This is a genomic window from Streptomyces sp. NPDC093089, assembly GCF_044754405.1.
GTDB lineage: Bacteria > Actinomycetota > Actinomycetes > Streptomycetales > Streptomycetaceae > Streptomyces.
Genome location: NZ_JBIVPA010000003.1, coordinates 190861 through 215568, shown reverse-complemented (window position 1 = coordinate 215568; position 24708 = coordinate 190861). Strand labels below are relative to the sequence as shown.

At 72.7% G+C, this 24708-nt stretch carries 22 protein-coding genes and 2 pseudogenes; 14 read left to right on the top strand and 10 right to left on the bottom strand.

Annotated features, from left to right (window positions below; all coding sequences use genetic code 11):
- Positions 1 to 241 precede the first annotated feature (241 nt).
- Both ACIQFX_RS07925 and ACIQFX_RS07920 read left to right on the top strand, forming a co-directional pair.
- A complete protein-coding gene (locus ACIQFX_RS07925; protein WP_402459911.1) occupies positions 242 to 598 on the top strand; it encodes a PRC-barrel domain-containing protein in 357 nt (118 codons plus the stop codon).
- 521 nt (positions 599 to 1119) lie between these two features.
- Positions 1120 to 2211, top strand: coding sequence for a PP2C family protein-serine/threonine phosphatase (locus ACIQFX_RS07920; protein WP_402459909.1), 1092 nt, complete (start codon positions 1120 to 1122; stop codon positions 2209 to 2211).
- Positions 2212 to 2291: 80 nt separating this feature from the next.
- Here ACIQFX_RS07920 and ACIQFX_RS07915 read toward each other — a convergent pair whose 3' ends face one another.
- Positions 2292 to 4688, bottom strand: coding sequence for a SpoIIE family protein phosphatase (locus ACIQFX_RS07915; RefSeq protein ID WP_402459907.1), 2397 nt, complete (start codon positions 4686 to 4688; stop codon positions 2292 to 2294).
- A gap of 572 nt (positions 4689 to 5260) precedes the next feature.
- Entirely contained in the window at positions 5261 to 5515 is a 255-nt protein-coding gene (locus ACIQFX_RS07910; RefSeq protein WP_402459905.1) for a hypothetical protein, read from the bottom strand.
- A gap of 235 nt (positions 5516 to 5750) precedes the next feature.
- On the opposite strand from ACIQFX_RS07910, the pseudogene ACIQFX_RS07905 reads away from it, so the two are divergent.
- The 6 genes and pseudogenes from ACIQFX_RS07905 to ACIQFX_RS07880 all read left to right on the top strand — a co-directional run.
- Positions 5751 to 6141 (top strand): annotated as a pseudogene (locus ACIQFX_RS07905) (glycine/betaine ABC transporter permease); the annotation flags it as partial.
- A 37-nt stretch (positions 6142 to 6178) separates the two neighbouring features.
- Positions 6179 to 6305, top strand: a pseudogene (locus tag ACIQFX_RS07900) (glycine/betaine ABC transporter substrate-binding protein); the annotation flags it as partial.
- A gap of 199 nt (positions 6306 to 6504) precedes the next feature.
- Positions 6505 to 7053: an SMI1/KNR4 family protein gene (locus ACIQFX_RS07895; protein WP_402459903.1), complete on the top strand. Its 549-nt coding sequence runs from the start codon at positions 6505 to 6507 to the stop codon at positions 7051 to 7053.
- Between the two features lie 609 nt (positions 7054 to 7662).
- Positions 7663 to 8763 (top strand): DUF4157 domain-containing protein, encoded by a 1101-nt coding sequence (locus tag ACIQFX_RS07890; protein ID WP_402460679.1) that lies wholly within the window; start codon positions 7663 to 7665, stop codon positions 8761 to 8763.
- A gap of 361 nt (positions 8764 to 9124) precedes the next feature.
- Positions 9125 to 10528 carry a hypothetical protein gene (locus ACIQFX_RS07885; RefSeq protein ID WP_402459902.1) on the top strand — a complete coding sequence of 468 codons (1404 nt, stop codon included), beginning with the start codon at positions 9125 to 9127 and terminating at the stop codon, positions 10526 to 10528.
- 234 nt (positions 10529 to 10762) lie between these two features.
- Positions 10763 to 11470, top strand: coding sequence for a response regulator transcription factor (locus ACIQFX_RS07880; RefSeq protein WP_402459901.1), 708 nt, complete (start codon positions 10763 to 10765; stop codon positions 11468 to 11470).
- 8 nt (positions 11471 to 11478) lie between these two features.
- Here ACIQFX_RS07880 and ACIQFX_RS07875 read toward each other — a convergent pair whose 3' ends face one another.
- Positions 11479 to 11865, bottom strand: a complete 387-nt coding sequence (locus ACIQFX_RS07875) for a CAP domain-containing protein (RefSeq protein WP_402459899.1) — start codon at positions 11863 to 11865, stop codon at positions 11479 to 11481.
- A 721-nt stretch (positions 11866 to 12586) separates the two neighbouring features.
- Between ACIQFX_RS07875 and ACIQFX_RS07870 the strand changes: the two genes are divergently transcribed.
- From ACIQFX_RS07870 to ACIQFX_RS07845, 6 genes are all read left to right on the top strand, one after another.
- Entirely contained in the window at positions 12587 to 13141 is a 555-nt protein-coding gene (locus tag ACIQFX_RS07870; protein WP_402459898.1) for a hypothetical protein, read from the top strand.
- A 259-nt stretch (positions 13142 to 13400) separates the two neighbouring features.
- A complete protein-coding gene (locus ACIQFX_RS07865) occupies positions 13401 to 14195 on the top strand; it encodes a thioredoxin family protein (protein WP_402459896.1) in 795 nt (264 codons plus the stop codon).
- Positions 14195 to 14794, top strand: coding sequence for a TlpA family protein disulfide reductase (locus ACIQFX_RS07860; protein WP_402459894.1), 600 nt, complete (start codon positions 14195 to 14197; stop codon positions 14792 to 14794). Before ACIQFX_RS07865 ends, ACIQFX_RS07860 begins: the two co-directional genes overlap by 1 nt.
- Positions 14791 to 15573, top strand: a complete 783-nt coding sequence (locus tag ACIQFX_RS07855) for a cytochrome c biogenesis CcdA family protein (protein WP_402459893.1) — start codon at positions 14791 to 14793, stop codon at positions 15571 to 15573. Before ACIQFX_RS07860 ends, ACIQFX_RS07855 begins: the two co-directional genes overlap by 4 nt.
- A 202-nt stretch (positions 15574 to 15775) precedes the next feature.
- A complete protein-coding gene (locus ACIQFX_RS07850; protein WP_402459890.1) occupies positions 15776 to 16354 on the top strand; it encodes a hypothetical protein in 579 nt (192 codons plus the stop codon).
- A gap of 206 nt (positions 16355 to 16560) precedes the next feature.
- Complete coding sequence (locus ACIQFX_RS07845; protein WP_402459888.1) at positions 16561 to 17973, top strand: ATP-binding protein; 1413 nt, start codon at positions 16561 to 16563, stop codon at positions 17971 to 17973.
- 118 nt (positions 17974 to 18091) lie between these two features.
- On the opposite strand, the gene ruvB is transcribed toward ACIQFX_RS07845, so the two are convergent.
- From ruvB to ACIQFX_RS07810, 7 genes are all read right to left on the bottom strand, one after another.
- Positions 18092 to 19300 carry a Holliday junction branch migration DNA helicase RuvB gene (gene ruvB / locus ACIQFX_RS07840; protein ID WP_402459886.1) on the bottom strand — a complete coding sequence of 403 codons (1209 nt, stop codon included), beginning with the start codon at positions 19298 to 19300 and terminating at the stop codon, positions 18092 to 18094.
- A 62-nt stretch (positions 19301 to 19362) separates the two neighbouring features.
- Positions 19363 to 20532, bottom strand: coding sequence for a recombinase RecA (gene recA / locus ACIQFX_RS07835; RefSeq protein WP_402459883.1), 1170 nt, complete (start codon positions 20530 to 20532; stop codon positions 19363 to 19365).
- 60 nt (positions 20533 to 20592) lie between these two features.
- Entirely contained in the window at positions 20593 to 21096 is a 504-nt protein-coding gene (locus ACIQFX_RS07830; protein ID WP_402459882.1) for a single-stranded DNA-binding protein, read from the bottom strand.
- Positions 21086 to 21928 (bottom strand): hypothetical protein, encoded by an 843-nt coding sequence (locus ACIQFX_RS07825; protein ID WP_402459880.1) that lies wholly within the window; start codon positions 21926 to 21928, stop codon positions 21086 to 21088. Before ACIQFX_RS07825 ends, ACIQFX_RS07830 begins: the two co-directional genes overlap by 11 nt.
- A complete protein-coding gene (locus tag ACIQFX_RS07820) occupies positions 21925 to 22440 on the bottom strand; it encodes a hypothetical protein (RefSeq protein ID WP_402459878.1) in 516 nt (171 codons plus the stop codon). Before ACIQFX_RS07820 ends, ACIQFX_RS07825 begins: the two co-directional genes overlap by 4 nt.
- A complete protein-coding gene (locus tag ACIQFX_RS07815) occupies positions 22437 to 23435 on the bottom strand; it encodes an ATP-binding protein (protein ID WP_402459876.1) in 999 nt (332 codons plus the stop codon). Before ACIQFX_RS07815 ends, ACIQFX_RS07820 begins: the two co-directional genes overlap by 4 nt.
- A gap of 261 nt (positions 23436 to 23696) precedes the next feature.
- A complete protein-coding gene (locus tag ACIQFX_RS07810; protein ID WP_402459875.1) occupies positions 23697 to 24614 on the bottom strand; it encodes a RecB family exonuclease in 918 nt (305 codons plus the stop codon).
- Between the last annotated feature and the right edge of the window lie 94 nt (positions 24615 to 24708).

The window sequence follows — 24708 nt, the reverse complement described above, 5'->3', positions numbered from 1 at the left end:
CGGTGCCCATCCTCCGGTCCGGCGCTGTGAGCGCCGTACGCCACGGGTTCAGGTCGGTGCTTCAGAGCAGGCGCCGGTCGGCGCTTGGGCCGACCGGCGAGCTCCGGGAGCTCCGGGAGCTCCACGACGGTGACGCCGGCTTCCTCACGGTCCTCGTACGGGTGCTCGACACCCGGACGGTGAGGCGAAATGTCGCATTCGGCCACATGATGGAGTCCGGGCAGCGAAGGGAGGCTGATCGATGGTCCAGATCGCCGATATCCGGGAGTGGCGCGAGCACGACGTCGTCGACGCGGACGGGAAGAAGATCGGCACGCTCGAGTCGGTCTACGTGGACACCGCAACCGACGAACCGTCGTTCGCGACGGTGACCGTCGGCCTTCCTACGCGGCACCGGCTGGTGTTCGTTCCCCTCGCCGAAGCCACGGTCGGTCCCGGCTACCTGAAGGTCCCCTTCGACAAGTCCTTGGTGAAAGACGCACCGGCCATCGACACGGACGGCGTGCTGCCGGCCGAGCGAGAACCGGATGTCTTCGCGCACTACGAACTGGAGTACCGACCCGGCGCCGGCGGCGAGCGGCGTCTGGCCAGGCGCTGATCAGTGGGAAGAAGCCGTGATGGTCTGGGTACTGTTGCTCATTATGGCTGCGATCGTCCTTGGCATCGTAGGTGCGGTTGCTGACGGGCTTTTCCATCTCCTGGTGATCGGCGTGCTGGTATTTGTCGCCGCGCTGGCCTTGGGGGCCTTCCGATTTCGGCGTACTGGGCGTCGCCCCGTGCGATAGCCCCCCCGTGATCGGGCGCCGCGGCTGTGCCGGTGCCCTCGCCCTGACGACACCCGTGCGACCCGACTGCTCCCTTCGGGCACGCGACCGCTCCCCGGTTCGAGGCCCGAGAGGGCCGGGCTGAGCACCAAGCCCTCCGTCCGTCCACGGGCCCGGCGCGGCAGAAGGGATACCGTTGCCCTTCGGTTTTCACCCTCCGTGACGTTTCCCGGGCCCTACGAGTCACTGACGAATGACGCGGTCGCGCCCTCGCGAGGCGGCAGGCGTGCTCTGTCACGCGCGGGGCCCGCTCGTCACGTCGCTGAGCGGGCCCCGCGCGGATACTCTGGGATTCATGATCGAGTCCGGACAGCCGCGGCTCCGTCGAAGCCACGGCTACGGCAGGCTCGTGCGGCTGTCGCCGGTGATTCTGACCGTCGTGATCGCCTGCTTGGCCTACGCCACCCCGCCGGAGATGGCCTTCAGCCGCCTCCTGCCCGCTGCGCCGGCTCTGGCCGCCGCCATGTGGCCGGTCCTTCCGACCGTCCTGCTCGGGACCGTCTGCCTCCTTCTGATGATCGGCCTCAGCTTCGTCTTCCCCGATCTGGGGACGTGGTGGACATGTGGGGGGATCGTCGCGGTCACCGTGGCCGCCGCATACGGAAGCCATGTCCGGCTTCAGCGGGAGCGCACTCTCTTTCAGGTACGGCTCGTCGCCGACGCGGCCCAGCAGGTGGTGCTGCGGCCCCTACCGCACCGTTTCCGGAACGTCGAGATCGAATCGCTGTACCTCGCGGCCGCCGCGGAAGCCCGCATCGGCGGGGATTTCTACGAGGTGATCGATACGCCGTACGGGGTACGGCTGCTCATAGGCGACGTGCGAGGCAAAGGCCTGCCGGCAGTGGGGGCGGCCGCAGCGATCGTCAACGCCTTCCGGGAGGCGGCACACGGCGAGGCCTCCATGACCGACGTCGCCCGCAGGCTGGACGCCAGCTGCGCCCGGCACAACGCCGCCCATCCGCCCGAAGCACCGATGGAACGCTTCGCCACCGCGCTGCTCGTCGAGATCCCGCATCAGAGCAACCGCATCACCATCGTCAACTGCGGACATCCCCCACCGTTGGTCCACAGCCTGAAAAACGTGCGCGTCCTCGAGCCGTCCGCCCCATCGCCCCTGCTCAGCCTGGCGGAGTTGATCGGTGACCAGTACCGTGCGGACGCCTTCGACTTCGCTCCCGGCGAGCTTCTCCTCCTCTACACGGACGGGATCGCCGAAACCCGCGCCCGGGACGGTGAGTTCTTCCCGTTGACGGAGTGGATGCGTCGACAGCTCCTCACACCTCCCCGTGATCTGCTCACGGCCCTGCACCACGACCTCCTCCGTCACAGCAGAGGCAGCCTCGACGATGACATCGCCGCCTTGGCCGTACGCCTGCACACTTCATGAGCCGTACGCACGGAGAGGCCGTGAGTTCCCACGCCGCTCAGGGCGGCACCGCCCCGGGTCCGGGCGGACGCGGGAGGCCGTCAAGCCACGGGCAAGGCCTGTTCCGCCCAGATCGTTTTCCCTGCCGGCATGTAGCGCGTCCCCCAGTGGTCGGTGAGCTGGGCGACCATGAACAGTCCGCGTCCGCCCTCCTCGTCGCTGCCGGCGTAACGGGCATGCGGTGAGGTGTGCTGCGAGTCGGAGACCTCGCAGATGAGAGAACGGTCCCGGATCAACCGCAGGCCGATCGGGCCGGAGGCATGGCGGATCGCGTTGGTGACCAGTTCGCTGACCACCAGTTCCGTGGTGAAGACCAGATCGTCCAGTCCCCACCGCCCGAGCTGTTCCGCGGCCGCCGCACGTGCGCGTGCGACGAGGGCGGGGTCCGCGGGCAGCTCCCAGGTCGCCACCTGGCGTGCCCCCAGCGCACGGGTGCGCACGACGAGGAGCGTCGCGTCGTCCTGCACCTGGCCCGATGCCAGCTCCGCGACGATCTGGGCGCACAATCGATCGGACGACGATCCTCGCTGCTCGCCGAGTACGGCCGCCAACCGGTCCAACCCCACATCGGTGCCCTTCCCCCGGGCCTCCACGAGGCCGTCGGTGAACAGGACGACCAGGCTTCCCTCGGCGAGCTCCACTTCCGCGCCCTCGTACGGAAGCCGTCCCACGCCCAGAGGAGGCCCCGGCGGCAGACGAAGGAAGTTGACGGGGCCGTGCGGCTGCACCACAGCCGGCGGCGGGTGTCCCGCCGCCGCCCAGGTGCTCGTCCGGGAAGCCGGATCGTAGATCCCGTAGACGCACGTCGCTCCGACGGCGCCACTGCCGTCCGCGCTTTTCCCGTTCTGTTCCGACGCGTCCTTGCCGACTTGATCGTTCAGCCGGGCCAGGAGTTCGTCGGGCGCGAGGTCCAGCTCGGCCAGGGTGCGCACCATCGCGCGCAATCGCCCCATGGTGGCAGCGGCCCCCAGTCCGTGGCCGACGACGTCCCCCACGACGAGTCCGACGCGTGCCCCTGAAAGCGGAATGACGTCGAACCAGTCGCCGCCGGCACCGAGGTGGCTGTCGGCCGGCAGGTAGCGGCTCGCCGCCTCGACCGCGCTCAGCTCGGGCAGCGATCGGGGCAGCAGGCTGCGCTGGAGCACGAACGCGGCGGTGTGCTCCCGGCGGTACCGCCGGGCGTTGTCGATGCACACGGCGGTCCGCGACGCCAGTTCCTCGGCCATTGCCCGATCACCGTCGTCGAAGGGTTCCGAGCCCTCGCCCCGCACGAAGGTGACGAGGCCCAATGGCGTCCCCCGCACGATCAGCGGGACGTACAGCCGTGTCGGCGCGACCACGGCGTCCGTGGTCGACCGGCCCCTGGCCAGGCTCTCGGCCTGCGATGATCCGGCGGCGTACACGACCCCCGCACCCACCTGGGAAGGTCCCGCGTCGGAATCCGCCACGCGTACGAGGTCCCATGCCGTGACGGGCTTCGGTTCCTCTCCCTCGAGCACTTCTGCCGCCACGTCGACGAGCACGGCGTCGGCGTACTGCGGCACGGCGACCTCGGCGAGCTCCGCTGCCGTCCCGGACGGGTCGAGCGTCGACCCGATCCTCGCGCCGGCCTCAGCGAGGAGCGCGAGGCGCTCCTGCGCACGGTAGTGGTCGGTGACGTCAATGGACTGTTCGCACACGCCCACCGGTTCTCCCCGGCCGTCCAGCAGTCGGAAATAGGACGAGGACCACACGTGCTCACGCCGCGGGTCGGCCGGGGAGCGCCCTCGGAAATGCACGTCGATGACCGGCTCACCGGTCTCGAGGATCTGTCGGACGAATTCCTCCGGCGGCGCCAGGTGCTGGGTGGTGAGGACATCACCGGGAAAGAGTTCGGCCATGGAGCGGCCGAGCAGCGCCGTGAGGTCGCCACCGAGTTCCCGGACACTGGAGGCGTTGGCCCACAAGAGGCGCGCGCCGGGACCGTAGATGGTCAGTGTCACCGGCGACTGGGTTACGAGCCCCTGCAGCATCGCCTGTCGGGTCTCCCACCAGCGAAGCCCCTCCAGCTCAGCCGCCATGAGGACGGCGGAGGGGGCCTGGCCGGAAGAGACCCCGTCGGAGGCAGGGGTGAGAGGATGCAGAGCCACTGCCACACGTACGGTGTCTCCGCTGCGGTGGCGCACGTCCACGACGGCACTGCGTGTCCCACCGAGCCGCAGCCGCTGATCCGACCCCGGCTCCTCCGATCCGTCGCGATCGGCGTGCGAGGGTGCGATCAGGTCCACCGCCCGGCGTCCCAGTACCTCCGAAGCCGGATACCCCAGTAGGGCCTCGGCCTCACGGCTCCACCCGACGAGCACTCCATCCGCGGCGAGCAGGGCGAAGCCGGCCGGGGGCGGGCCGAGGCGCCCGCCTTCGTCCACCCCGGCGGGAGGAGTGAACGGTAGCCCTTCCATGCCCCCATCATCCTTCCCTGCGGTCGCGACCGCAGCGCGCTCGATCCGGTCCAGGCCGCCGCCGCACGGCGCGGGCGGATGCGCGGCTTGCGGGGCTCTCCACCGAGGGGTCCCGTCGAAGTCCCGACACCGAGAAGCCGTACGCCGTGAAATCGGGGCCCGAACCGGAGCGGATCGACCGGACCGAGAAAACCCCTTGCGCCTGCCACCCGGCAGCGGAGCAGCGGGGGCGGCTGATCCCCGTAGGGCGGGCACACCGCGACGAGCGCCAGGCGGAAAGAGTCCCCATCCGTACCCACGCGCCGGGGACTTCGCCGGCCCGTCCTCAGGGGGTTTCGGCTCGCTGCCGACTCCCGCACGGCGCTCCCGGGTACGGGGCACGTGCGAATCCTGCGTTGCACGTGGCACGCGGGCGGTCTTGGACGTGGCCCGGTGGTCGTCCTTGCCGAGCCCACACGCCTCGATGCCGCGCGCGGCGGGCTTCGGGTGGTCCGTCCGGTCCGGGTAGCCGTCGTGGTCGACGTCCGTGGTGCCCACTGGTCAGGGCCGTACCACCACCGTGCCGCACGATGTCAGCGGCCGGCCGCGACGAGCAGCGGGACGAGCGTGCGACCCTCCAGGGCCTGCCGGTACGCCCCGCGCCGCTCGGCGTGCACGCTGCGGCGGGCCAGGCACAGCGTCCCGGCCGGCACTCCGCACGTGGGGCAGGGAACACCGAACGCGCCGTGCCCGTACAGCCGCTGCGTCTCGTATGCGGCGTCCAGGACCGCGTCGGCGATCCGGTCTCCGAAGGACGGCGCGCGGCGCGGCGTGAGGGTCGTGCTCATGGCGGGGCGATCTCCTGAGTTCGGCGGAGGACGGCGCCGTCAGGTCGTCCCCGGACTTCGGTCTTGCCGTCGTTTACCCGTCGGCACGGAAAGGAGTCCTGGTTCACGACTCGACTGCGATGAGCCCCGTTCTACGGGATGGGTCTGACAGTGAGGGTCGGAGCCGTTCCAGGAGTCTGCCCCCGACCCGACCGCCGCCCCTGCCGCTTCCCTCGGGCAGGCGCGGCAGCATCCACCGAAGGGGCGAGGGCTTCAGTGGTTGCCCTGGTGGACGGTCCTCCTGTGCGTCGGCGCGCTCGCCCTGCTCATCGGTACCTGGCGCACCGCGGCGACCGCCGTCCTCGCGATGGACGTGATCGGCGTGCTCGGGGTCTGGCCCCCTGCGCTTTGCCCGGCCCGCGCTGCTGCTCGCCGTGAACCAGGGGGTCGTGCTCGTCCTCGCCGTGATCGTCATCGGCGGCCTCGTGGGCGGCGGCGCGCTCGGCTACGACGCGGTCTTCGGTCTCGCCCGGGGCGACCCGGCGACCGGTCTGGTCGCCGGTGCGGCGATCGTCTGCCTCGGTCTGGCACTGGACCGGGTGACCCGGCCGACGGAACGCCGTGAGCTCACCGGAAAGGGGGCCTGAGACGGCTCGCACACGTCTCGCCGCTCTCGCGACCGCCGTGCTGACAACTCACCGGCTGCGGCGCGGCGGACATGACCCGCCAGGCCTCCCCGTACGCCGCCGCCGAGGACCCCCGCACGGTGACGCTGTCCGTGCAGTCGTGGGTGGGCGCGCAGGCCGACGTCGTCGGCCACCAGGAGTACAAGGGCTGGAACAAGACCCACCTGCTCGGTGCCCAGATCGGAGGCTCCAACAAGGACACCCGCGACTTCGTGGCCATGCACCGCAACGCCAACAGCCCGGTCATGAAGGCGCGTCCCCGACCGGTCACCTCACTATCCTGAACGTCCCCAAGCCCTGTGGCCTCTCCCGGAGACACCGCTGATGCACCCTGACGTGGAACAGCTCACCCGCATCGTCCCGTCACCGGCGGAGCGTCAGCCGCGGGCCTGGCCCGAGGTCGAGGCCCGCCTGGGCAGCGCCCTGCCGGAGGACTTCAAAGACCTCGTCGACACCTACGGCGGGGGCGTCTTCGACGAGACGATCCGGATCCTGGAGCCCGACTGCGCCGACCCCGACTACGACCTCCTGGCCATGAAGGCGGAGCGCGCCGAGGTGCTGGCCCGGCTGTGGGAGATCGGCCCGGAGCCGCGTCCCGAGCAGCTGGAGGGCGACGGGGCCGGGCTGCTCCCCTTCGCGTACATCGAGGGGACCGGCGCCTACCTCTACTGGCTCACCGGCGAGGACGTGCGCCCCGAGGACTGGACCGTCCTGGCGAACGCGGGCCGTGGACCGGAGTGGGAGTACCACCCCGCGCCCAGCGCCCGGTTCATCCTGTCCGTGCTCACCGGCGAGATCCACTCCGGCATCCTCGACAGCTTGCCGGTCGACGACCACACCTTCGATCCGAACGACCAGATCCTGGGCGGCTGACGGGCCGTCGACGCGAGGGCGCGCGAGCCCCTCGCGGCCGTGATGGGGATCGTTGAACGGCTGGCGCCGGACGAGTTGGCGGCGAACCTGCACGACAGTCAGGCCCTGATATCCCACTGGTCAAGGGCACGCCCCCGACGTCGAGGGCCTGCCGGGCGGTCGAGGCGCGGGCGTAGCCGAGGCGGACGTGTCCGACCGGTTCGATGCCGGCGCGCACGGGCCGGGGCAGCTCGGTCCACGCCGAGCCCGGGTTGCGTACGGCGGGAGTTGGCACGCTGAGGGCCTTGGCGAGTCGGGGCGCCACGCGCCTGCGGATGTGGGCTGCTGTCAGCGCTCCGCGGACCCGTCCGACCACCCGAACAGTCACTGCTCTCTGCCCTCGCGTACCTGGCGCGGCCGGGGAGGCGGCATGTATTCGTGGAGAGATACCCTTGTCCGACCTGGAAGGTCCCGATGCGCCCGCTTGAACCTACTCCCCCGCAGGACAGGTCCGGTGTCAGTCGGGCACCTGCCCGCATCCCCGCGAAGGCGCCGGACGCGGGCCGCCTGGACGGGACGCAGTCACTCCTCGCCCTCCAGGCCACCGCGGGCAACGCCGCCGTGGTCCAGATGCTCCGCGCGGCGGGCCACCCCTGGGCACAGGACCAGCACCAGCACGGCGCCGGCTGCGGCCACCAGCAAACCGACCAGCCCTCGGTGCAGCGCTCCGCCGTGCACGACGTGCTGCGCGGAGGCGGTCGGCCGCTCGACGACGCCACCCGCACCGACATGGAAGCCCGCCTCGGCAGCGACTTCTCCGACGTCCGCATCCACGACGACGCCGCCGCCCGGGCCTCCGCCGCCGAAGTCGGCGCTCGCGCCTACACCTCAGGAAGCCACGTCGTCATCGGCGACGGCGGCGCCGACAAGCACACCCTCGCCCACGAGCTGACCCACGTCATCCAGCAGCGCCGGGGCCCCGTCGCCGGCACCGACAACGGCGCCGGCCTCAAGGTCTCCGACCCCTCCGACCGCTTCGAACGCGAGGCCGAGGCCAACGCGACCCGGGTGATGTCCGGCGCGGTCCAGCGTGCGGTGCCGACGGGCGACACGGCCCAGCAGCACGGAGGCACCCCCTCGCCCGCAGTTCAGCGCATGATGCAGGCGCCGGCCGGAGTGTCTGTGGACCAGGCAGTCGCGGCTGCCGTGACTGCCTTTCTGGGGGCGGGCAACCCGCGGCGCAAGATCTTCAAGCGGGACGACACCGCCATCGCCAATGCGGTCAATGCCCATTACCTTCCCGCCCACGGCGACAAGGCGGAGTTCGAACGCCGGGTACGGGGTGATTCCGCACCACCGCCTCCGGACCCACTGGCCGAGTACAAGCGGGGCCTCAGCGAGAACGATCAGGCAGACCTCATGAGAGAAATCGGCAGCATCCAGAGCCAGTTGAACGCCTGGAAGAACGTCAGGAAAACGAACGGACGGTGGCCCGTCGGGTGCAATCAACAGGGCACCTGGGGCACCAGCGCAGGTGGTGTCGGCAACAGTTATAGCGAGTCCAGCGTCAACCTCCGGGTGGGAGCACAACTACGCCTGTGGTGGGCGCAGAAGAAGGGGGGATATCTCGGGGACAGTCGAACCACGAGCATCACCCTCAAGAAGGATCTCGCCGAAGGCGGAAGCGGTGACCGGAGTCCGAAGTTCAACTACCACATCAATATCAGCTGAACGGCGGATGACGCGGCCGGCCACACAAGTTCGTCAACCTGGCGACCCGTGATTCAACCTTCCGGGTGGCGTGCGAACGCCAGAGAGCCATGTCATCCGGTCAGTGCGGGAGGTACGCGCGAGGGCGGTGGGCCTGAGGTGTCCGACGGGGTCACCGGTGGGGCCGAACAAGGGGCGGCGAGGCCGTCAGGCGCGCGAGGGGGCGGGTAAACCCTCAGTTCGGTGCTGGCCGGGACACCTCCGCCACGGCTGTACCCGGGGCGGAGGGGGCCGCTGAGCTACGGGGTGTTCCGACCCCCTCGCCCCGTGTCCGGGGGCTGCGGGGTCTCTCGCGCACCGTCGAACGATCGGAGACGGCACCATGAGCACACCTCCTTCCGTCCCACTGCGGGTCGCTCTCGTGAACGGGAGTTTCGAACAGCCGGCCGTGACCGACATGGCGTTTCTGCCGGACGCGTCGCAGACGCAGGCGCCGCGGCATGTTCCGGGCTGGCTGACCACAGCCACGGACCACATGGTCGAGCTGTGGCATTCGGGATTCAACGGCGTGCCGTCCGCGGAGGGCGAGCAGTTCGCCGAGCTGAACGCCAATCAGGTGTCCACGCTCTACCAGGACCTGCCGACCACGCCGGGCACGAAGCTGTACTGGCGGCTCTACCACCGGGGCCGGCAGGGGCAGGACACGATGGCGCTGGACATCGGGGCGCCGGGGAGCCTGGTCGAGCAGCGCTCCTTCACGGACGGGAACACGGCGTGGGGGTACTACACGGGCACGTACACGGTGCCGGCCGGGCAGGGCACCACGCGTTTCGCGTTCCGATCGGTGTCGGCCGCCGGCGGCAACCGGGGGATCGGCAACTTCCTGGACGGCGTGTTCTTCGGTACGGCTCCGCTCGTGGTGCTCACCAAGACCGCGGTGCCGGAAGGGCCGTTGGACGTCGGTGATGTCGTGACGTACCGCATCACGGCCAGGAACGAGGGGGGTGGGGCCGCCGAGCGGCTGACGCTGACGGACGTGCTGCCGCCGGGGACGACGTACGTGCCCGGTTCCCTCCGGGTCGTCGACGGGCCGAACTCCGGCGTGAAGACGGATCGGGCGGGTGACGACCAGGCCGCGTACGACGCCGAGAGCGACACGGTCGTCTTCCGGCTCGGGATCGGAGCCTCCGCGTCCCAGGGCGGCAGTCTGGCCGACACGGCCGCGCTGCCGGAGGGGACCACCGTCGAGTACCGGGTGGTCCTCGGCCTGGAGACGGCGGGCACGCGGGTGGTCAACACCGCCGTCGCCGCGTACGAGAACCGGCTCGGCGCCACCCCCGAGCCGCTGACGTCCACGTCCGACGAGGCCGTGACCGAGGTCAGGCCGGCGGCCGACCTGGACGTGGTCAAGGCGGCCGACGCAACCACCGTGACCGTCGGGCAGACCGTGACCTACCGGCTGACCGTCCACAACGCCGGTCCCAGCCCGGCGACCGGTGTGACCGTCGCCGACCGGCTCCCGAACGGGCTCGTCTTCCTGTCCGCCGACGCGAGCGCCGGTGCCCACGTTCCGGAGACCGGACAGTGGTCCGTCGGCGAACTGGCCGTCGGGGCCCGCGCCACCCTCGTCCTGCGGGCGAAGGCCACCAGGGCCGCCCGTCTGACCAACACGGCCACCGTCACGGCCGTCGAGAAGGACCCCGACCCGTCCGACAACACCGATTCCGTCGTCGTCTGCGTCGAGCCCGCACCGGCCTGCTGCGCCCCCTGCGTGCCCCGTTCCTGAGGAGACGGGGGGGGAGGAGACCGGCGTACGGCACGACTCCCTCTCTTCGGGCGCCTTCCTGCGGTTGCCCGCTCAGGAGGGGTCATGCCTGCGGGATCCGGACGCCTTCTCCGGTACGGGGGCGCGCGGGGCAGCGGTCCACGGGATCACCCGTGGTCCGGGAGGCCCCGCGCCCGGAATCGGGCCTGGTGAGGGCTGTCCGGATGGCGGACGGCCGGTTGTAGGGTGTCCGCCATGCCCTGCGTACTCGTGGTCGAAGACGACCCCAGCATCCGTGCCTCGTTGATGGAGATCCTCGCGGAGCACGGCCATGCGGTGCGCAGCACGGGCGACGGGTTCGGCGCGCTGCGCGAGGTCGCGCAGGGCTCGCTGGACGCGGTGGTGCTGGACCTCGGCCTGCCCGATCTCGACGGCGGCGACGCGCTGCGCATGATCCGCGGGATATCGAACGTGCCCGTGGTGGTCGCGACCGCCCGCGACGACGAGCGCGAGATCGTCAAGCTCCTGAACGCGGGCGCCGACGACTACCTCGTCAAGCCGTTCTCCGGTGCACAGCTCCTTGCCCGGCTCTCGGCGGTGCTGCGGCGCACCGCGGTGCCCGCCGCAGTCGCCGGACAGGCCCCGCCCGCCGATCCGTCGAGCCTGGTGACGGTCGGTGAGCTGACCGTGGATCCGCCGGCGCGTTCGGCCTATCTGGCGGGGCGTGAACTGGTTCTCACGCGCCGGGAGTTCGACCTGCTGGCCTTTCTCGCCCGGCACGCCGGCACGGTGGTGTCCCGGCACCGGCTGCTCGCGGAGGTCTGGCAGGAGGCCTACATCGAGGACCAGACCATCGACGTGCACGTGTCCGCGCTGCGCCGCAAGCTCGGTGAGCGGGCCTCGGCACCGCGCTATCTGCGCACCGTGCGCGGGGTGGGCATCAAGCTGGTGGCGCCGCACTGAGGAGGGGCTCAGGAGGGGGTGCCGAAGTCCTGGGTCCACCAAGGGCCTCCGTCGGTACTGACGCCGACGCCGATCTCGGTGAAGTCGCAGTTGAGGATGTTGGCGCGGTGGCCGGGGCTGTGCATCCAGGCGTCCATGACGGCGGCCGCGTCGGCCTGTCCCTTGGCTATGTTCTCGCCGGATCGTGACCAGGTGTATCCGGCCGCCTCGATGCGATCCTGCGGCTGGGAGCCGTCGGTTCCCGTGTGGGAGAAGTTGCCGGTGGCGGCCATGTCGTCGGTGTAGTCCTGAGCCGCCTCGGTGAGGTCCGCGTCGACCGTCAGGGCCTTGCAGCCCGCCGCTGCGCGCTCGACGTTCACGAGGCGTACGACCTCCTGGGCTTCGCTGCTGCCCACGGGGCGCGTCCCGCTGTCGGGGGCGGTGGCCGGCGGCTTCTTGGTGGCCGGGGGGCGCGGGCCTGGGCTTGTGCGCGCTCGACGACGCGGAGGGTCTCGCCGCCTGGGCGGTGACCGAGGGCGGCGGGGTGGCCGAGGGCGTCGTCGGCGGGGTGGAGGCGGTCGTCGGCGTGCGCGGGGTGGCGGACGGGGATGTCGGGGCGGGCGGCGGCGTGGTGGTCGGCGTCGGGTCGGACGGGCCGCCGCCCTGGGCGACGGATTCGGCCTTGTCCTGCGCGGAGCCGGCGAGCTCGGCGCCCGCCAGGCAGACGGCGGCGACGGCCAGGGTACTGAGGCCCGCCACGGCGGCCGTGACGCGCGGGCGACGCGGGGCGCGGTGTCCACGACGTCCGTGGGCGGCTCGGTGACTCATCTCGGTTTCCTCCAGGGGGTGTACGGGTGCGGTGGCGGGGCCGGCCCGGGTCCGCGTCGGCTCGGGCGGGTTCCGTGCGGCGGAGAGGGTCCGCCGGCGCCGAGACGGGAGCGTAGGCGTGCCGAAGCCGCGAGAACGCCGTCTGAGGGATGCGCTCAGAAGGACCTAAGCAACAGCTCAGGTTCGGGAGCGGCTCGGGGCGGTCGCCAGGTCGGGCCGCCGGTCGCGTCGGCCCGTACGGGACGCGTGCGCCTCTCCGTGGGCGAGGGCGGGGTGGGTGGTGCGGTGGGCGTCGGCCACACTGATGCGGTGCCACGCCTCCTGCGCTATCTCCTCATATGGCTGTCGTGCACCGCGGCCAGCGTCACCGCGGTGATGCTCACGGTGCACTTCGTCATCGGCCTGACCCGACCGACCCCGCCCGCCGCGCGGTCGGTCCAGGCGGTGTACCCCTCCCCGTCCGTCCTCGTCGGGGTGCCGGCCTCGTCCGTCGCGACCGCGCCGAAGGCGCCCACCACGCCCGCGTCCCCCTCGTCCCCGCCGCCGACCACCCGTACGCCCTCGCCGTCGCCCTCGGCCACGCGGGCTCCCGTCACGTCCACGCCCCGGCCGTCGGCCTCGAAGTGCAGCGGCGGCCCCGGGCTGCACACGGTTCCCTCCGAGGGGGGCAAGGTCACCGTCCAGTACGGCCGCGACAGCGTGTGCTTCGTCTCGGCCGTCCCCGATCCGGGGTTCCGTACGAGCACCAGCCAGAGCGATCCCGGCACGCTGGTGGTCGTCTTCACCAGCGACGACCACCGTTCGCAGATCACGGCGACCGTCGTGCCGACGGCGCGGGCCAGCGTGCGCGAGACCCGGTTGTGAGTTCTCCGGCAGGCGCCGCGGACGGCCGGAGAACCCCTGGTGAAGGGCTTGCGGTCACGAACCTGAGCAGTTCCTTAAGCGTGCCTGATGGGTGGCATCAGGACGGTCCGGGACGTGTTCTCGGCACCTAGGCTCACGGTCGGTCAGGACGATCGCTCCGGCCCCGGCGGACAGGACGCCGGGCCGCTTCCTGCACCCGCTCCGGCATCGGCCGCCTCCAGGCCCCGGAGAGTTCACCGACACAAGGGGTTGATCCGTCATGGCCGCACACCGGCGCAAACAACGCACCGCCGGCATCCAGGGCCTCGTCCGCTTCTCGGCCGTCTCCCTCACGGTCGCCTCCGCCGCCGTCGCCACGGCCTGCGGAGTGGGCGGCTCGAAGGACGACGCGGCGCAGAACGTGTCCGTGGCGGCGGCCCCGGACGCGCCCGCCGACCAGGGAACCGGCGCCCCGGCGCCCATGGAGGCGGCGACGGCGTCCGCCTCCCCCACCGCCGCGGCGACGTCGGTCCCGCCGACCCGGCCGAGCCCTTCCGCCTCCTCGCCCGTGGCCGAGCGCCCCGCGGCGACGACCGAGGCCGCCCCTCGCCCCGCCAGGACGACGGCCGCTCCCGCCCCGGCCGAGCCCGCCGTGAAGAAGAGCGCTCCCGTCGCCGGCTCCTCGGGCTTCACCAGCGGCTACCCGACCGGTGCGGACGCCCGTGGGGCCGTCAAGGCCGCGGTCGCCGCCGCCAAGGCCGACGGCAAGAAGGTGCTGATCGACTTCGGCGCCAACTGGTGCGGCAACTGCAAGGCCGCCGACCGGGTGCTCGCCACGAGCGGCGTGGGGGCGCTCCTGGACGCCTCGTACCACGTGGTCAAGGTCGACATCGGCAGTCAGGACTCCTCGGCCTTCGACCTCCTGCGCGACTACTGCACCGGCGGGGGCGCGTACAAGATGCCCGTCCTGGTCGTCCTCGACGGCAACGGCAAGGTCGTGACCGAGACGCACTCGACCGGCAACCCCGAGCTGACCGAGACGGGCCTCGGCGCGTTCCTGCGGAAGTGGGCCTGATGACGGCCCGCGGCCACAGACGCGGCGCGTCGGCGGCGGTCGCCCTGCTTCTCCTCGCCCTCGCGGCCACCGGGTGCGGCGGAAGTGCCGCGGCCGGGTCGGACGGCGGCGCGCCGGGAGCCGGCACCGCCGGGACCGCGACGGTCCTGCCGGTCGCCGAACGCACCGCAGCGCCCGACACCTCGGGCCGGGACCTCGCGGGCAAGGACCTGGCGCTGCGCTCGTACCGCGGCAAGGTCGTCGTCCTGAACGTGTGGGGCTCCTGGTGCGCCCCCTGCCGCGCCGAGGCCGCCGACCTGGAGGCGCTGCGCGGTGCGGCGGCGCCGCGCGGCGTGGAGGTCCTGGGCGTCAACGTCCGCGACCGTTCCACCGGGCCGGCCCGGGAGTTCGAGAGGACCTACGGTCTGCGGTACCCGAGCATCCACGATCCCGACGGAAAGCTGCTGCTGGCCTTCCCGCCCGCGCTGCTCAACCCGCAGGCCATCCCGTCCACACTGGTCATCGACCGGCGGGGCCGGATCGCCGTCGCCGTCTCCGGTCCGGTCACCCGCGCGCGGCTGGAGCCCCTCGTGGACCGGGTCGCCGGGGAGGACGCGTGACCGGCCCCACGTGGGCGGCGCTCGCCGCCGGGCCGGCCGCCGGCGCGGTGTCGGGCACCCTGCTCCTCGCCGTGCCGGTGGCCGTGGCCGCGGGCCTGGTGTCCTTCCTCTCCCCGTGCGTCCTGCCGCTCGTGCCGGGCTACCTGAGCTACGTCACCAGCCTGTCGGTGTCCGACCTCGCCGAGGCGGACGGCGGGCGGCGCGGGCGGATGGTCGCCGGAGCGGCGCTGTTCGTCCTGGGTTTCAGCGGCGTCCTGGTGTCCGGGGGCGCCCTGTTCGGCTTCGTCGGGCGCAACCTGCTCGCCTACCAGGACGGCATCACCCTGGTCCTGGGCCTGTTCACCATCGTCATGGGCCTCGCGTTCGGGGGCTGGCTGCCCGGCTTCACCCAGCGCGAGCTGCGCAGCAGCCGCCGGCCCTCCTTCGGCCTGGCCGGCGCGCCCCTGCTGGGCGTCGTCTTCGGCGTGGGCTGGACCCCCTGCATCGGGCCGACCCTGGCCGCCGTGCAGGCCCTGGCCTGGAACGAGGCCAGCGCCGGGCGCGGCGCCCTCCTCATGGTCTGCTACTGCGCGGGGCTGGGCGCGCCCTTCCTGCTCACCGCACTCGCCTTCCAGCGGGCCCTGCGCGCCTTCCGCTGGGTCAGGAACCACCACGGGACCGTCATGCGGGCCGGCGGCGCACTCCTGGTCCTCGTCGGCGTCCTGCTGGTCACCGGCCTGTGGACCGACCTGGTGTACGCGTTGCAGGTACGGCTGCAGGGAACGACCGCGGCCCTGTGAGCGCCGGTACCCGAGTACCGGCGCCACGCGCCCGGAAGGGCTCGACTCCCCAACCGGCGCCACGCGCCCGGCGGAGCCCGACTCCCCCTGCGCACCGGACGGCTCCACTCCCCCGTACCCAAGAGGGCCGGTCGCGCCCCCGGCGTGCGGCCCACCTCCCCGAAACACGAGAAAGATCCGGAAAGACGACATGAGACACCCCATGACCTCTCCCCACCCGGCCCCCCGCCTCCCCCGCGCCGCACGCACGCGCCGCGCCTGGGCCGCGGCCGCACTGCTGGCCGCCGTCCCGCTGACCGGCTGCGGCCAGGAGTCCGCGCCGTCGCACGCCGCCGCCGTGACGGAGTTCAACGAGAACGGCGTCACCGTCCGGCTGAGCGTGGCCGACTGGAAGTCCGACGCGGGGACCCTGGTCGCCACGTTCACGCCCGACGAGGCCGGCTTCCACCTCTACAGCACCGCGCTCCCCGCCGAAGGCATGGAAGGGGTGGGGCGGCCGACCGGGGTCCGTCCCGTCGGTTCGGTCGCCGCCGCCGGTGAGATGACGGTGGACAAGCCGGTCAAGAGCATCACGGTGCCGGGTGTGCGCGCCGCCGTGCCCGTCTATCCCGACGGCCCCGTCACGGTCACGCTGCCGATCCGGGCGACCGCTCCAGGCGAGGCGAAAGTGCTGATCGGCTATGCGAGCTGCAGTTCGACCGAGGGGTGTACGATCCCGGTGGCCGACCGGGCGGTGTCCCTGAGCACCGGCGAGCACGGCCTGTCGTTCGCCGCCTCCTGACGGCCCGTCGTCCCGGATGACGGGGCCGGTGACGGCATGCGCCGCTCCCGGAGGACGTCGTACCGGGAGCCCCTCCGGCGGCCCGTCGGCTCGGACCCCGGAGCCGTATCCCCCGACCGTGGCGCTGGGCGCACGGCTACCCGTTGGAGCGCTGCACCCGTGAACCGAGGGCCCCGAAGACGCCGCGCCGAGCCAGGGGCCCCGCGGTGAGGCGCTCCCTGGCGGGAGTGGCCCTGGCCGTCACCTCCATGGTGGCGCTGTCGTTCCTGATCCCGCTGGGGCTGCTCGTGATGTCGCTCGCCCGCGAGCAGAGCATCACGGCGGCCGAGCAGAGCGCGGCGGCGATGGCGCCGATCCTGGCCCTCACCACGGACGCGGCCGAACTGCGCGAGGCGGGGGCGGGGCTGCGCGCGGCCGAGCACATGGTCATCCATCTGCCGGACCACAGCACGGTCGGCGGCACGGGGCACGCTCCGCCGGATCTGCTGGGCCGGGCCGAGGAGGAACGCGAGTCCATCTCCCGGGACGTGCCCGGCGGCTGGATCTACCTGCAGCCGGTGATCCTGCCCCAGGACCGGGTCGCGGTGGTGGAGAACTTCGTCCCCGACGACGACCTGACCCGCGGCGTCGTCCTGTCGTGGAGCGTCATGGCCGGTCTGGCGGTCGTCCTGCTCGGCGGCTCCGTCCTGGTCGCCGACCGCCTCGGCTCCGCCGTCGTCACGGCGGCGAAGCGGCTGGCCGAGGCGTCACGCCGGCTCGGCACGGGCAACCTCGACACCCGTGTCCAGCCGAAGGGGCCACCGGAACTGAAGGAGGCGGGCACGGCCTTCAACACCATGGCCGACCGCATGACGGACCTGCTCGCCGTCGAACGGGAACTGGTCGCGGACCTGTCCCACCGGCTCCGCACCCCCCTGACCGCCCTGTACCTGGCGGTCGAGCGGATCGCGCCGAGCGCCGACACCGGACGCATCCAGACGGCCGTCGCCGAACTGGAGCGGGAACTCAACGCGATCATCGCCGAGGCTCGCACGCCGCTCGCCGTCGGCCCGATGGGCCGGGCCCTGCGGGGCGAGGAGCCGCCCGACGGGCCGCGGGAGGGCGGGGACCACTGCGAGGTCGCCGACGTCGTCCGTCGGCGCGCGGCCTTCTGGGCCGTGCTCGCGGATCAGCAGGACCGTCCCTGCACACTGCAGATCACGGACGAGACGACCCCCGTCTGCCTCCCCGAAGCGGACATCACGGCCGTCGTGGACGCGCTCGTGGGCAACGTCTTCCGGTACACCTCCCGGGGCACCGCCCTGGAAGTCTCCGTGTGCCGCACCGCCCACACCGTGGAACTGACCGTTCACGACGCCGGCCCCGGCATCGCCGACCCGGACGGGGCCCTCGCCCGCGGCGGGAGTACGGGCTCCACCGGCCTCGGGCTCGACATCGCCCGTCGCGCGGCCCTCGCCGCCCGGGGCGCCGTCCGCATCACGCGCGGCCCCCTGGGCGGTGCCCGCGTGGCGGTCACGTTCCAGCTGTCGACGGGCACGGCGCCGGGTCGTCCGCGCTCGCGCCGCAGGGGTCGGAGGGCGGCCGCGGCCCGGACGGCGCCGGGTGCCGCGGGCGACTGACAGCCCGGGAAGTCCGGCGTCCGAGGTCGGCGGCTACCGTCCGGGCGCCTGCCGGCCGCACTCGGCGCAGCGGCAGGACGGCCGGGCCTCCGGGTTGTCCTACGGGCAGCCATGGGTCTCACCGTGGCGGGGGCCGGTGCCGGTGCTCGGGGGCGGCCGGGGAGGTGGTCCGTCCGGTGCGGCCTCCGGTTGGGTCGTCCTGTCCGGAATCGCCGTTCCGGTGTCCCGGAGACGCGGTCCAGGACGGCCCGGGCGGCGGTACGAGCCCGAGGTGGGCCCAGGCGGCGGGCGTCGCGACCCGCCCCCGGGGCGTCCGGGCCAGCAGCCCCTCCCGAACCAGGAACGGCTCGGCGACCTCCTCCACCGTCTCCCGCTCCTCCCCCACGGCGACCGCGAGGGTGGACAGACCGACCGGTCCGCCGCCGAACAGTTTCAGCAGGGCGTGCAGCACGGCCCGGTCCAAGCGGTCCAGGCCACGGCTGTCGACCTCGTAGACCCCCAGGGCCGCGGACGCGATCCGGCGGGTGACCGCTCCGTCCGCGGTGACCTCGGCGTAGTCCCGCACCCGGCGCAGCAGCCGATTGGCGATGCGGGGCGTGCCGCGGGAGCGGCCGGCGATCTCGGTGGCGCCCGCGGGCTCGACCTCCACCTCCAGCAGCCGGGCGGAGCGCTGGATGACGCGCTCCAGTTCGGCCGGGTCGTAGAACTCCATGTGGGCGGTGAAGCCGAAGCGGTCGCGCAGCGGCGGGAGCAGCAGGCCGGCCCGGACGGTGGCGCCGACGAGGGTGAACGGCGGCAGCTCGAGGGACATGGCGGTCGCGTCGAGGCCGGTGCCGACGACGATGTCGACGCGGAAGTCCTCCATCGCCAGGTAGAGCATCTCCTCGGCGGGCCGGGACATGCGGTGGATCTCGTCGAGGAAGAGGACCTCGCCCCCGGTGAGCGAGGCCAGGACCGCCGCCAGGTCCCCGGGGTGCTGGATGGCGGGGCCGGAGGTGATGCGCAGCGGGGCCCCCATCTCCGCGGCGATGATCATCGCCAGGGTGGTCTTGCCGAGCCCCGGGGCACCGGAGAGCAGCACGTGGTCGGCGGTGGCGCTCCGCTGCCGCGCGGCCCTGAGGACGAGGTCGAGCTGCTCGCGGACCCGTACTTGGCCGATGAACCCGTCCAGGTCCTTGGGGCGCAACGCCGCCTCGGTGGCCCGGTCCTCGCCGTCGGCGGGGGCTGCGACCGGCTGGTGGACCGGCTCGGCCGCAGTGGGCCGGCCGGTGGCGGTCCTGCCCGGGGTCGGCGTCTCGTCCCGGGGTGTGGCGGCGCTGGGGAGCATGGTGCCGCCCCGGTTCACCGGCGTTCGCCTCGCGCCGGGGTGAGGGGGCGGCGGGCCGGTCTTCACGGCCCGGCCGGGGTGCCGTCGAGGAGGACTCGGGGGACCGGACCGCTCGGGGCCGATGAGGTAGGCCCGGTGGAGCGCCGACCGGCCGCGGCCGAGTCGAACGGCACGGTGCCGGCTGCGGCCACTCGGTTAGCCGTATCCGCCCAGGGCTCCGCCGCCGGGGCCTCCGGCTTCGTCCCGATGCCCAGTTCCTCCCTGGTCTTCTTCTCGATCTCGTCGGTGAGGTCGGGGTGCTCCCTGAGGAAGGTGCGGGCGTTCTCCTTGCCCTGGCCGAGCCGGTCGCCCTCGTACGTGTACCAGGCGCCGGACTTGCGGACGAGGCCTTGCTCCACGCCCAGGTCGATCAGCTCGCCCTCGCGGCTGATGCCCCGGCCGTAGAGGATGTCGAACTCGGCCTGCCTGAACGGCGGGGCGACCTTGTTCTTGGCCACCTTGACGCGGGTGCGGTTGCCCACCGGCTCGGTGCCCTCCTTGAGGGTCTCGATCCGGCGGATGTCCAGGCGGACCGAGGCGTAGAACTTCAGCGCCCGGCCGCCGGGTGTGGTCTCCGGCGAGCCGAAGACCACACCGATCTTCTCGCGCAGCTGGTTGATGAAGATCAACGTTGTTCCGGAGTGGCTCAGCGCGCCGGCGATCTTCCGGAGCGCCTGGCTCATCAGCCGGGCCTGCAGGCCGACGTGCGGGTCGCCCATCTCGCCCTCGATCTCCGCGCGCGGCACCAGCGCGGCGACGGAGTCGACGACGATGAGGCCCAGGGCGCCGGAGTGGATGAGGGTGTCGGCGATCTGCAGGGCCTGCTCGCCGTTGTCCGGCTGGCAGACCAGCAGGGCGTCGGTGTCGACGCCGAGCCGCTTGGCGTATTCGAGGTCGAGGCCGTACTCGGCGTCGATGAACGCCGCGGTCCCGCCTGCCTTCTGCGCGTTGGCCATGGCGTGCAGGGCCAGGGTCGTCTTGCCGGAGGACTCCGGGCCGTAGATCTCCACCACGCGGCCGCCCGGCAGGCCGCCGACGCCGAGGGCGAGATCCAGGGCGATCGAGCCGGTGGGGATGACCTCGACGGGGGCCTCCGGCTCATCGCCCAGGCGCATCACCGAGCCCGCGCCGAACCGTTTTTCGATCTGGGCGAGGGCGAGCTCGAGTGCTTCCTCGCGGTCCTGTTCCTTCATGGGGTCCACCTCGAAGGGGTGTGGTGGGTGGTGCGGCCGGCGCACGGGTGCGCCGGCCCGTCAGAAGGGCTCCGTCTCCTCGCGGGGGGCATGTCGTCCGCCCTCGGCGGGGACCGGCCGCTCGCCGCCGTCGGGCCGGGTGAACAGTTCCTCGGCGGGAGGACGGGGGCCGCCGCGGGAACCGGCGGGGACGCCGGTGTGCGGGGGTTTGGTGATCGTCACGGCGGCGAACCGCAGCGACGGGCCGATCTCGTCGGCCTCCAGCTCGACGACGGTCCGCCTCTCGCCCTCCCGGGTCTCGTACGTCCGCTGGCGCAGCCGCCCTTGGACGATGACGCGGGTGCCGCGGGTCAGGGACTCGGCGGCGTGCTCCGCCTCCTGCCGCCAGACCGAGCAGCGCAGGAACAGCGTCTCGGCGTCCCGCCATTCGTTGCTCTGCCGGTCGAAGGTGCGGGGCGTGGACGCGACGGTGAAGTGCGCGACCGTGTCGCCGGACGGGGTGAGGCGCAGCTCGGGGTCGTCGGTCAGGTTGCCGACGACGGTGATGACGGTTTCACCGGCCATGGCGGCTTTCCTCTCGTGCGACGGGTGATTCCTCACCCGTGCCTGTTCGGGTTCGCCTCGCTTCCCCCTCCTGCCTCGGCCCGGGCTCGGCGAGCCCGGCTGCAAGGAGCCGTGCCTGGTGGGCAGGGGCCCTCCTCAGCGGGGTTCCGAGCCGGGGGACGGTGCAGGGCCTGCCTGCGGCGGCCCCGCACCAGGGGCAGGGCACGCGGAGGGAGCGGACGCGCGGGTCGCGCTTCGAGCCGGTGAGGTGGGAGGGCGGACTGCCCGGAGCGGCGGGTACGCGCTGAACTCGCCGTCCCGAGGCGATCGCGGTCACCAGTTCGAGGAGTTCCGCACGATAGCGGCGCGGGTCGTCGGGGTCGCTGTCCGGGAGTGGCAGCGGGTTGCGGGCGAGCCGCTCCTCCCGGATCGCGCGCACCTCGGCGCGGATGTCGGCGGCGGCGATACGGGACCGCTGCCTGCCCAGGCGGGTCACGGCCGCCCGTACGTCGGCGACGTCCAGGTCGGCGAGCAGCAGGTGCCAGGCGTCCGTCGTGGTGTCTTCCAGGTGCATCGACGGACACATCGCCGCGACCAGGGCGACGAGCTGGGCCGTCTCGGCCGGCAGCATGCGCTCTTCCCTTCCGCGGGGGAACGTCCCGGCTGCCGCCGGTGCGCTTCCCGCCGCATCCGTCGGCTGCTGGTACACGTACAGGACGGCCCCGCAGGCGCACCGCAGCCGCTTGTCGTCCTCGAACGTCCAGCGGCCGCAATCGAGGTGACCGGTTTGGGAGACCAGGAACCACACCGTGCCGAGCGTGTCCCGGTCGGGGTGGGCGACGACAGCGGTCATGGCTCCTCGCCCCCCTTGAGGGGGAGCAGACGGCGCAGGTCGAACGTGCCGGTGTGCAAGGCGCGGGCGATCCGTTCCCGCCCGCCGGGCAGGGGGCGCAGGCTGAACGAGCGCGGTTCGGAGGCCGACAGCACCCCCAGCCCCGGGATCGCCTCGCCGGTGTACGGGTCGGCGACCGGATCGAGGCAGGTCAGCCGGGCGAGGAACTGCCGCTGCCAGCCGGGGCGCACCCGGACCAGCAGCTCCACCTCGCCGGGGTGGTTGTCGGCCACCCAGGCGGTGAAGGCCTCTTCGTCGGCGACCACGACCGCCGGTTGGGGGTCGACGAGGGTGAGGGTGGCGACCGGTGTGTCGTCCGGCAGGGCCACCCGGACCGACTTCAGGTTCAGCTCGGCGCGGGCCGCGCGCAGCCCCTCGAGGACCTCGTGGCGCTCGGTCCGGTACTCGGCGTCGACGGCGTCGCGCAGCACCCGGAGCACGGCGACCCGGGTGGCGTGCTCCTTGAGGCTCATGCGGACTTGTCCTTCCGCTCGGTCCCGTTCTCCCGCCTGGTCCCGTTCTCCCGCCTGGTCCCGTTCTCCCGCCTGGTCCCGGCCCCGGACTCGACGTCCTCGGCAACCCTGTTCCTGGCCGCCACGGTGCCGTGACGCACTATCAGCTGGCCGAGCGTGCGGGTCTCACCGGTGTCGTCCAGGACTGCGGCGCCGAGCAGGTTGTGCCGGCGGGCCTCCTCGTACAGGGTGCGGAGTTCCTCGTGGCTGGCGCCCGGCGCGGTGGCCGCCGTGACGTAGTCGGAGACGGAGGGGGCGGGCTTGCCGGCCTCCAGCCAGTCGAGGACGGCCTCGGCGAACTCCGGGCCCGGCCTGTGGAGCACCGTCCCGGACAGCGGCTTCGCCCGGGACTTGGAGACCACCAGGGTGTTCTCGTGGTCGAGGTCGCCGACGATGTCGAATTCGTACTCGATGCCTTCCCGCTGCTCGGGCTTGAGCCCGATCTTGCGCGGCACCTTGCGGCCTCGCTCGTCGGCCTCCACGACGTACTCGGTCTTGGTGCGCATGGTGACGACGAGGTGGCCGGGGTAGGCGAGCAGGGCGTCGATCATCGCCCGCTCCTGGGGGCGGGCCTCCTTCCAGCCGGCGAAGCTTCCGCCCGCCCCGAGGCGCTTGGCCGCGTTGTCGACCTGCTCCAGCATCCCGCCGGTGCCGGACCAGAAGTGACTCAGGGAATCGACGATCATGACGTCGTACCCCTCGTGGGCGGCCACCGCGAGCGCGTCGACGAGGGTGGTGGGCTGGAACGTCGTGAGCGGGAGGGTGTCGAAGGCGAACTCGTCGGCGTACTTGGCGGCGCTGCCGTGCTCGGTGTCGATCAGGGCGACCCGCTCGCCGAGCCCGGCGGCGGTGACCAGGGCGGTGTAGGTCTTGCCCGACCCGGTGGGGCCGGCGAGCGCGATGCGGGCCTTGGCCTGTTCCTTGGTGGCGGTGGTGAAGGTGAGGGTGAGGTTCACGCCGTTCTCCTGGCGTCTGGGACAGCGGTTCCGGGTGGGCCCGGCCGGCAGGGGACGCGGTCCTCGTCCGGCAGGACGTACCCCCGCGTGACCGTCGCTCGGATCGAATGTGTATTCGAATTACTGTCTGCACCCACACTAGGCGTCCGGCAGGTGACAATCCACCCGTTTTCGCAATAAAAATGCAGAAAAGAAGGAAATGTCGGACTGGAGGCGTATAATGCCCTCCCGCATGCGCGCGGCTGCCGGACGTCTCCGGTCTCAGTCGGCGCCGGCGGCCGGGCGCTCGCCCTTCCCCGCGGCCGGGTCCCCGGCGACGGCCAGGGGATAAGGCGGCGGGGTGCCGCCCCAAGCCGGGCACAGCGCCCGATGGGGACACCAGTCGCACAGCCGGCTCGGGCTCGGGAGCCAGTCGCCCGTCCGCGTCGCCCGCCCGATCGCGTCCCACAGCGCCAGCACCTTGCGCTCCACGGCCCGCAGATCAGCCTCCGTCGGGTCGTAAGTGAGCACGTCCCCGCTGCCCAGGTAGACCAGCCGCAGGCTGCGCGGCACGGTGCCGCGCAGCCGCCACAGCACCAGGGCGTAGAACTTCAGCTGGAACAGCGCGTCCGCCGCGTACTCGGGCGGGGGCGCCCGGCCGGTCTTGTAGTCGACGATCCGCACCTCGCCGGTCGGCGCCACGTCCACCCGGTCGATGATCCCGCGCAGCCTCAGCCCGGAGTCCAGCGTGGTCTTGACGAACCACTCCCGCTCCGCGGGCTCCAGCCGGGCCGGGTCCTCCAGGGTGAACCACCGCCCGACCAGCTGCTCCGCCGTGGCCAGCCACTCCGCGACCCGCTCCGATGCGGGCGCCCCGCCGTCCCCCGCGAACAACTCCGCGAACCCCGGCCGCGCCGCCAGCAGCCGCTCCCACTCGCCCGCCACCATGGCCCGGGCCCGGACGGCCGTGCGCTCCGCCGCCGGGACGTCGAAGAGCCGCTCCAGCACCGCGTGCACCAGGATGCCCCGAGCCACGGCCTCGTTCGGCTTCTCCGGCAGCCGGTCGATCACCCGGAACCGGTAGAGCAGCGGGCACTGCATGAAGTCGCCCGCCCGCGACGGCGACAGCGACGACGGCGGCGCGGCGGGCCGGGGTGCTGCGGGCGAGGCCGGTGCGCCGGAGGTGTCGATCGGCTGCACACTCCCGACCTTACGCCGGAGGCCGGCGCAGCGCTCCGGCACCGCCCCGCGGGCGGGGCGGTGGCCGCGGCTCGTTCTCCTTCCGGGCGGCAGT

Coding starts and splice junctions, on each gene's coding strand:
- ACIQFX_RS07925 (WP_402459911.1), top strand. CDS start 242: ATGGTCCAGATCGCCGATATCCGGGAGTGGCGCGAGCACGACGTCGTC.
- ACIQFX_RS07920 (WP_402459909.1), top strand. CDS start 1,120: ATGATCGAGTCCGGACAGCCGCGGCTCCGTCGAAGCCACGGCTACGGC.
- ACIQFX_RS07915 (WP_402459907.1), bottom strand. CDS start 4,688: ATGGAAGGGCTACCGTTCACTCCTCCCGCCGGGGTGGACGAAGGCGGG.
- ACIQFX_RS07910 (WP_402459905.1), bottom strand. CDS start 5,515: ATGAGCACGACCCTCACGCCGCGCCGCGCGCCGTCCTTCGGAGACCGG.
- ACIQFX_RS07895 (WP_402459903.1), top strand. CDS start 6,505: ATGCACCCTGACGTGGAACAGCTCACCCGCATCGTCCCGTCACCGGCG.
- ACIQFX_RS07890 (WP_402460679.1), top strand. CDS start 7,663: ATGCTCCGCGCGGCGGGCCACCCCTGGGCACAGGACCAGCACCAGCAC.
- ACIQFX_RS07885 (WP_402459902.1), top strand. CDS start 9,125: ATGAGCACACCTCCTTCCGTCCCACTGCGGGTCGCTCTCGTGAACGGG.
- ACIQFX_RS07880 (WP_402459901.1), top strand. CDS start 10,763: ATGCCCTGCGTACTCGTGGTCGAAGACGACCCCAGCATCCGTGCCTCG.
- ACIQFX_RS07865 (WP_402459896.1), top strand. CDS start 13,401: ATGGCCGCACACCGGCGCAAACAACGCACCGCCGGCATCCAGGGCCTC.
- ACIQFX_RS07860 (WP_402459894.1), top strand. CDS start 14,195: ATGACGGCCCGCGGCCACAGACGCGGCGCGTCGGCGGCGGTCGCCCTG.
- ACIQFX_RS07850 (WP_402459890.1), top strand. CDS start 15,776: ATGACCTCTCCCCACCCGGCCCCCCGCCTCCCCCGCGCCGCACGCACG.
- ruvB (WP_402459886.1), bottom strand. CDS start 19,300: ATGCTCCCCAGCGCCGCCACACCCCGGGACGAGACGCCGACCCCGGGC.
- recA (WP_402459883.1), bottom strand. CDS start 20,532: ATGAAGGAACAGGACCGCGAGGAAGCACTCGAGCTCGCCCTCGCCCAG.
- ACIQFX_RS07830 (WP_402459882.1), bottom strand. CDS start 21,096: ATGGCCGGTGAAACCGTCATCACCGTCGTCGGCAACCTGACCGACGAC.
- ACIQFX_RS07825 (WP_402459880.1), bottom strand. CDS start 21,928: ATGACCGCTGTCGTCGCCCACCCCGACCGGGACACGCTCGGCACGGTG.
- ACIQFX_RS07820 (WP_402459878.1), bottom strand. CDS start 22,440: ATGAGCCTCAAGGAGCACGCCACCCGGGTCGCCGTGCTCCGGGTGCTG.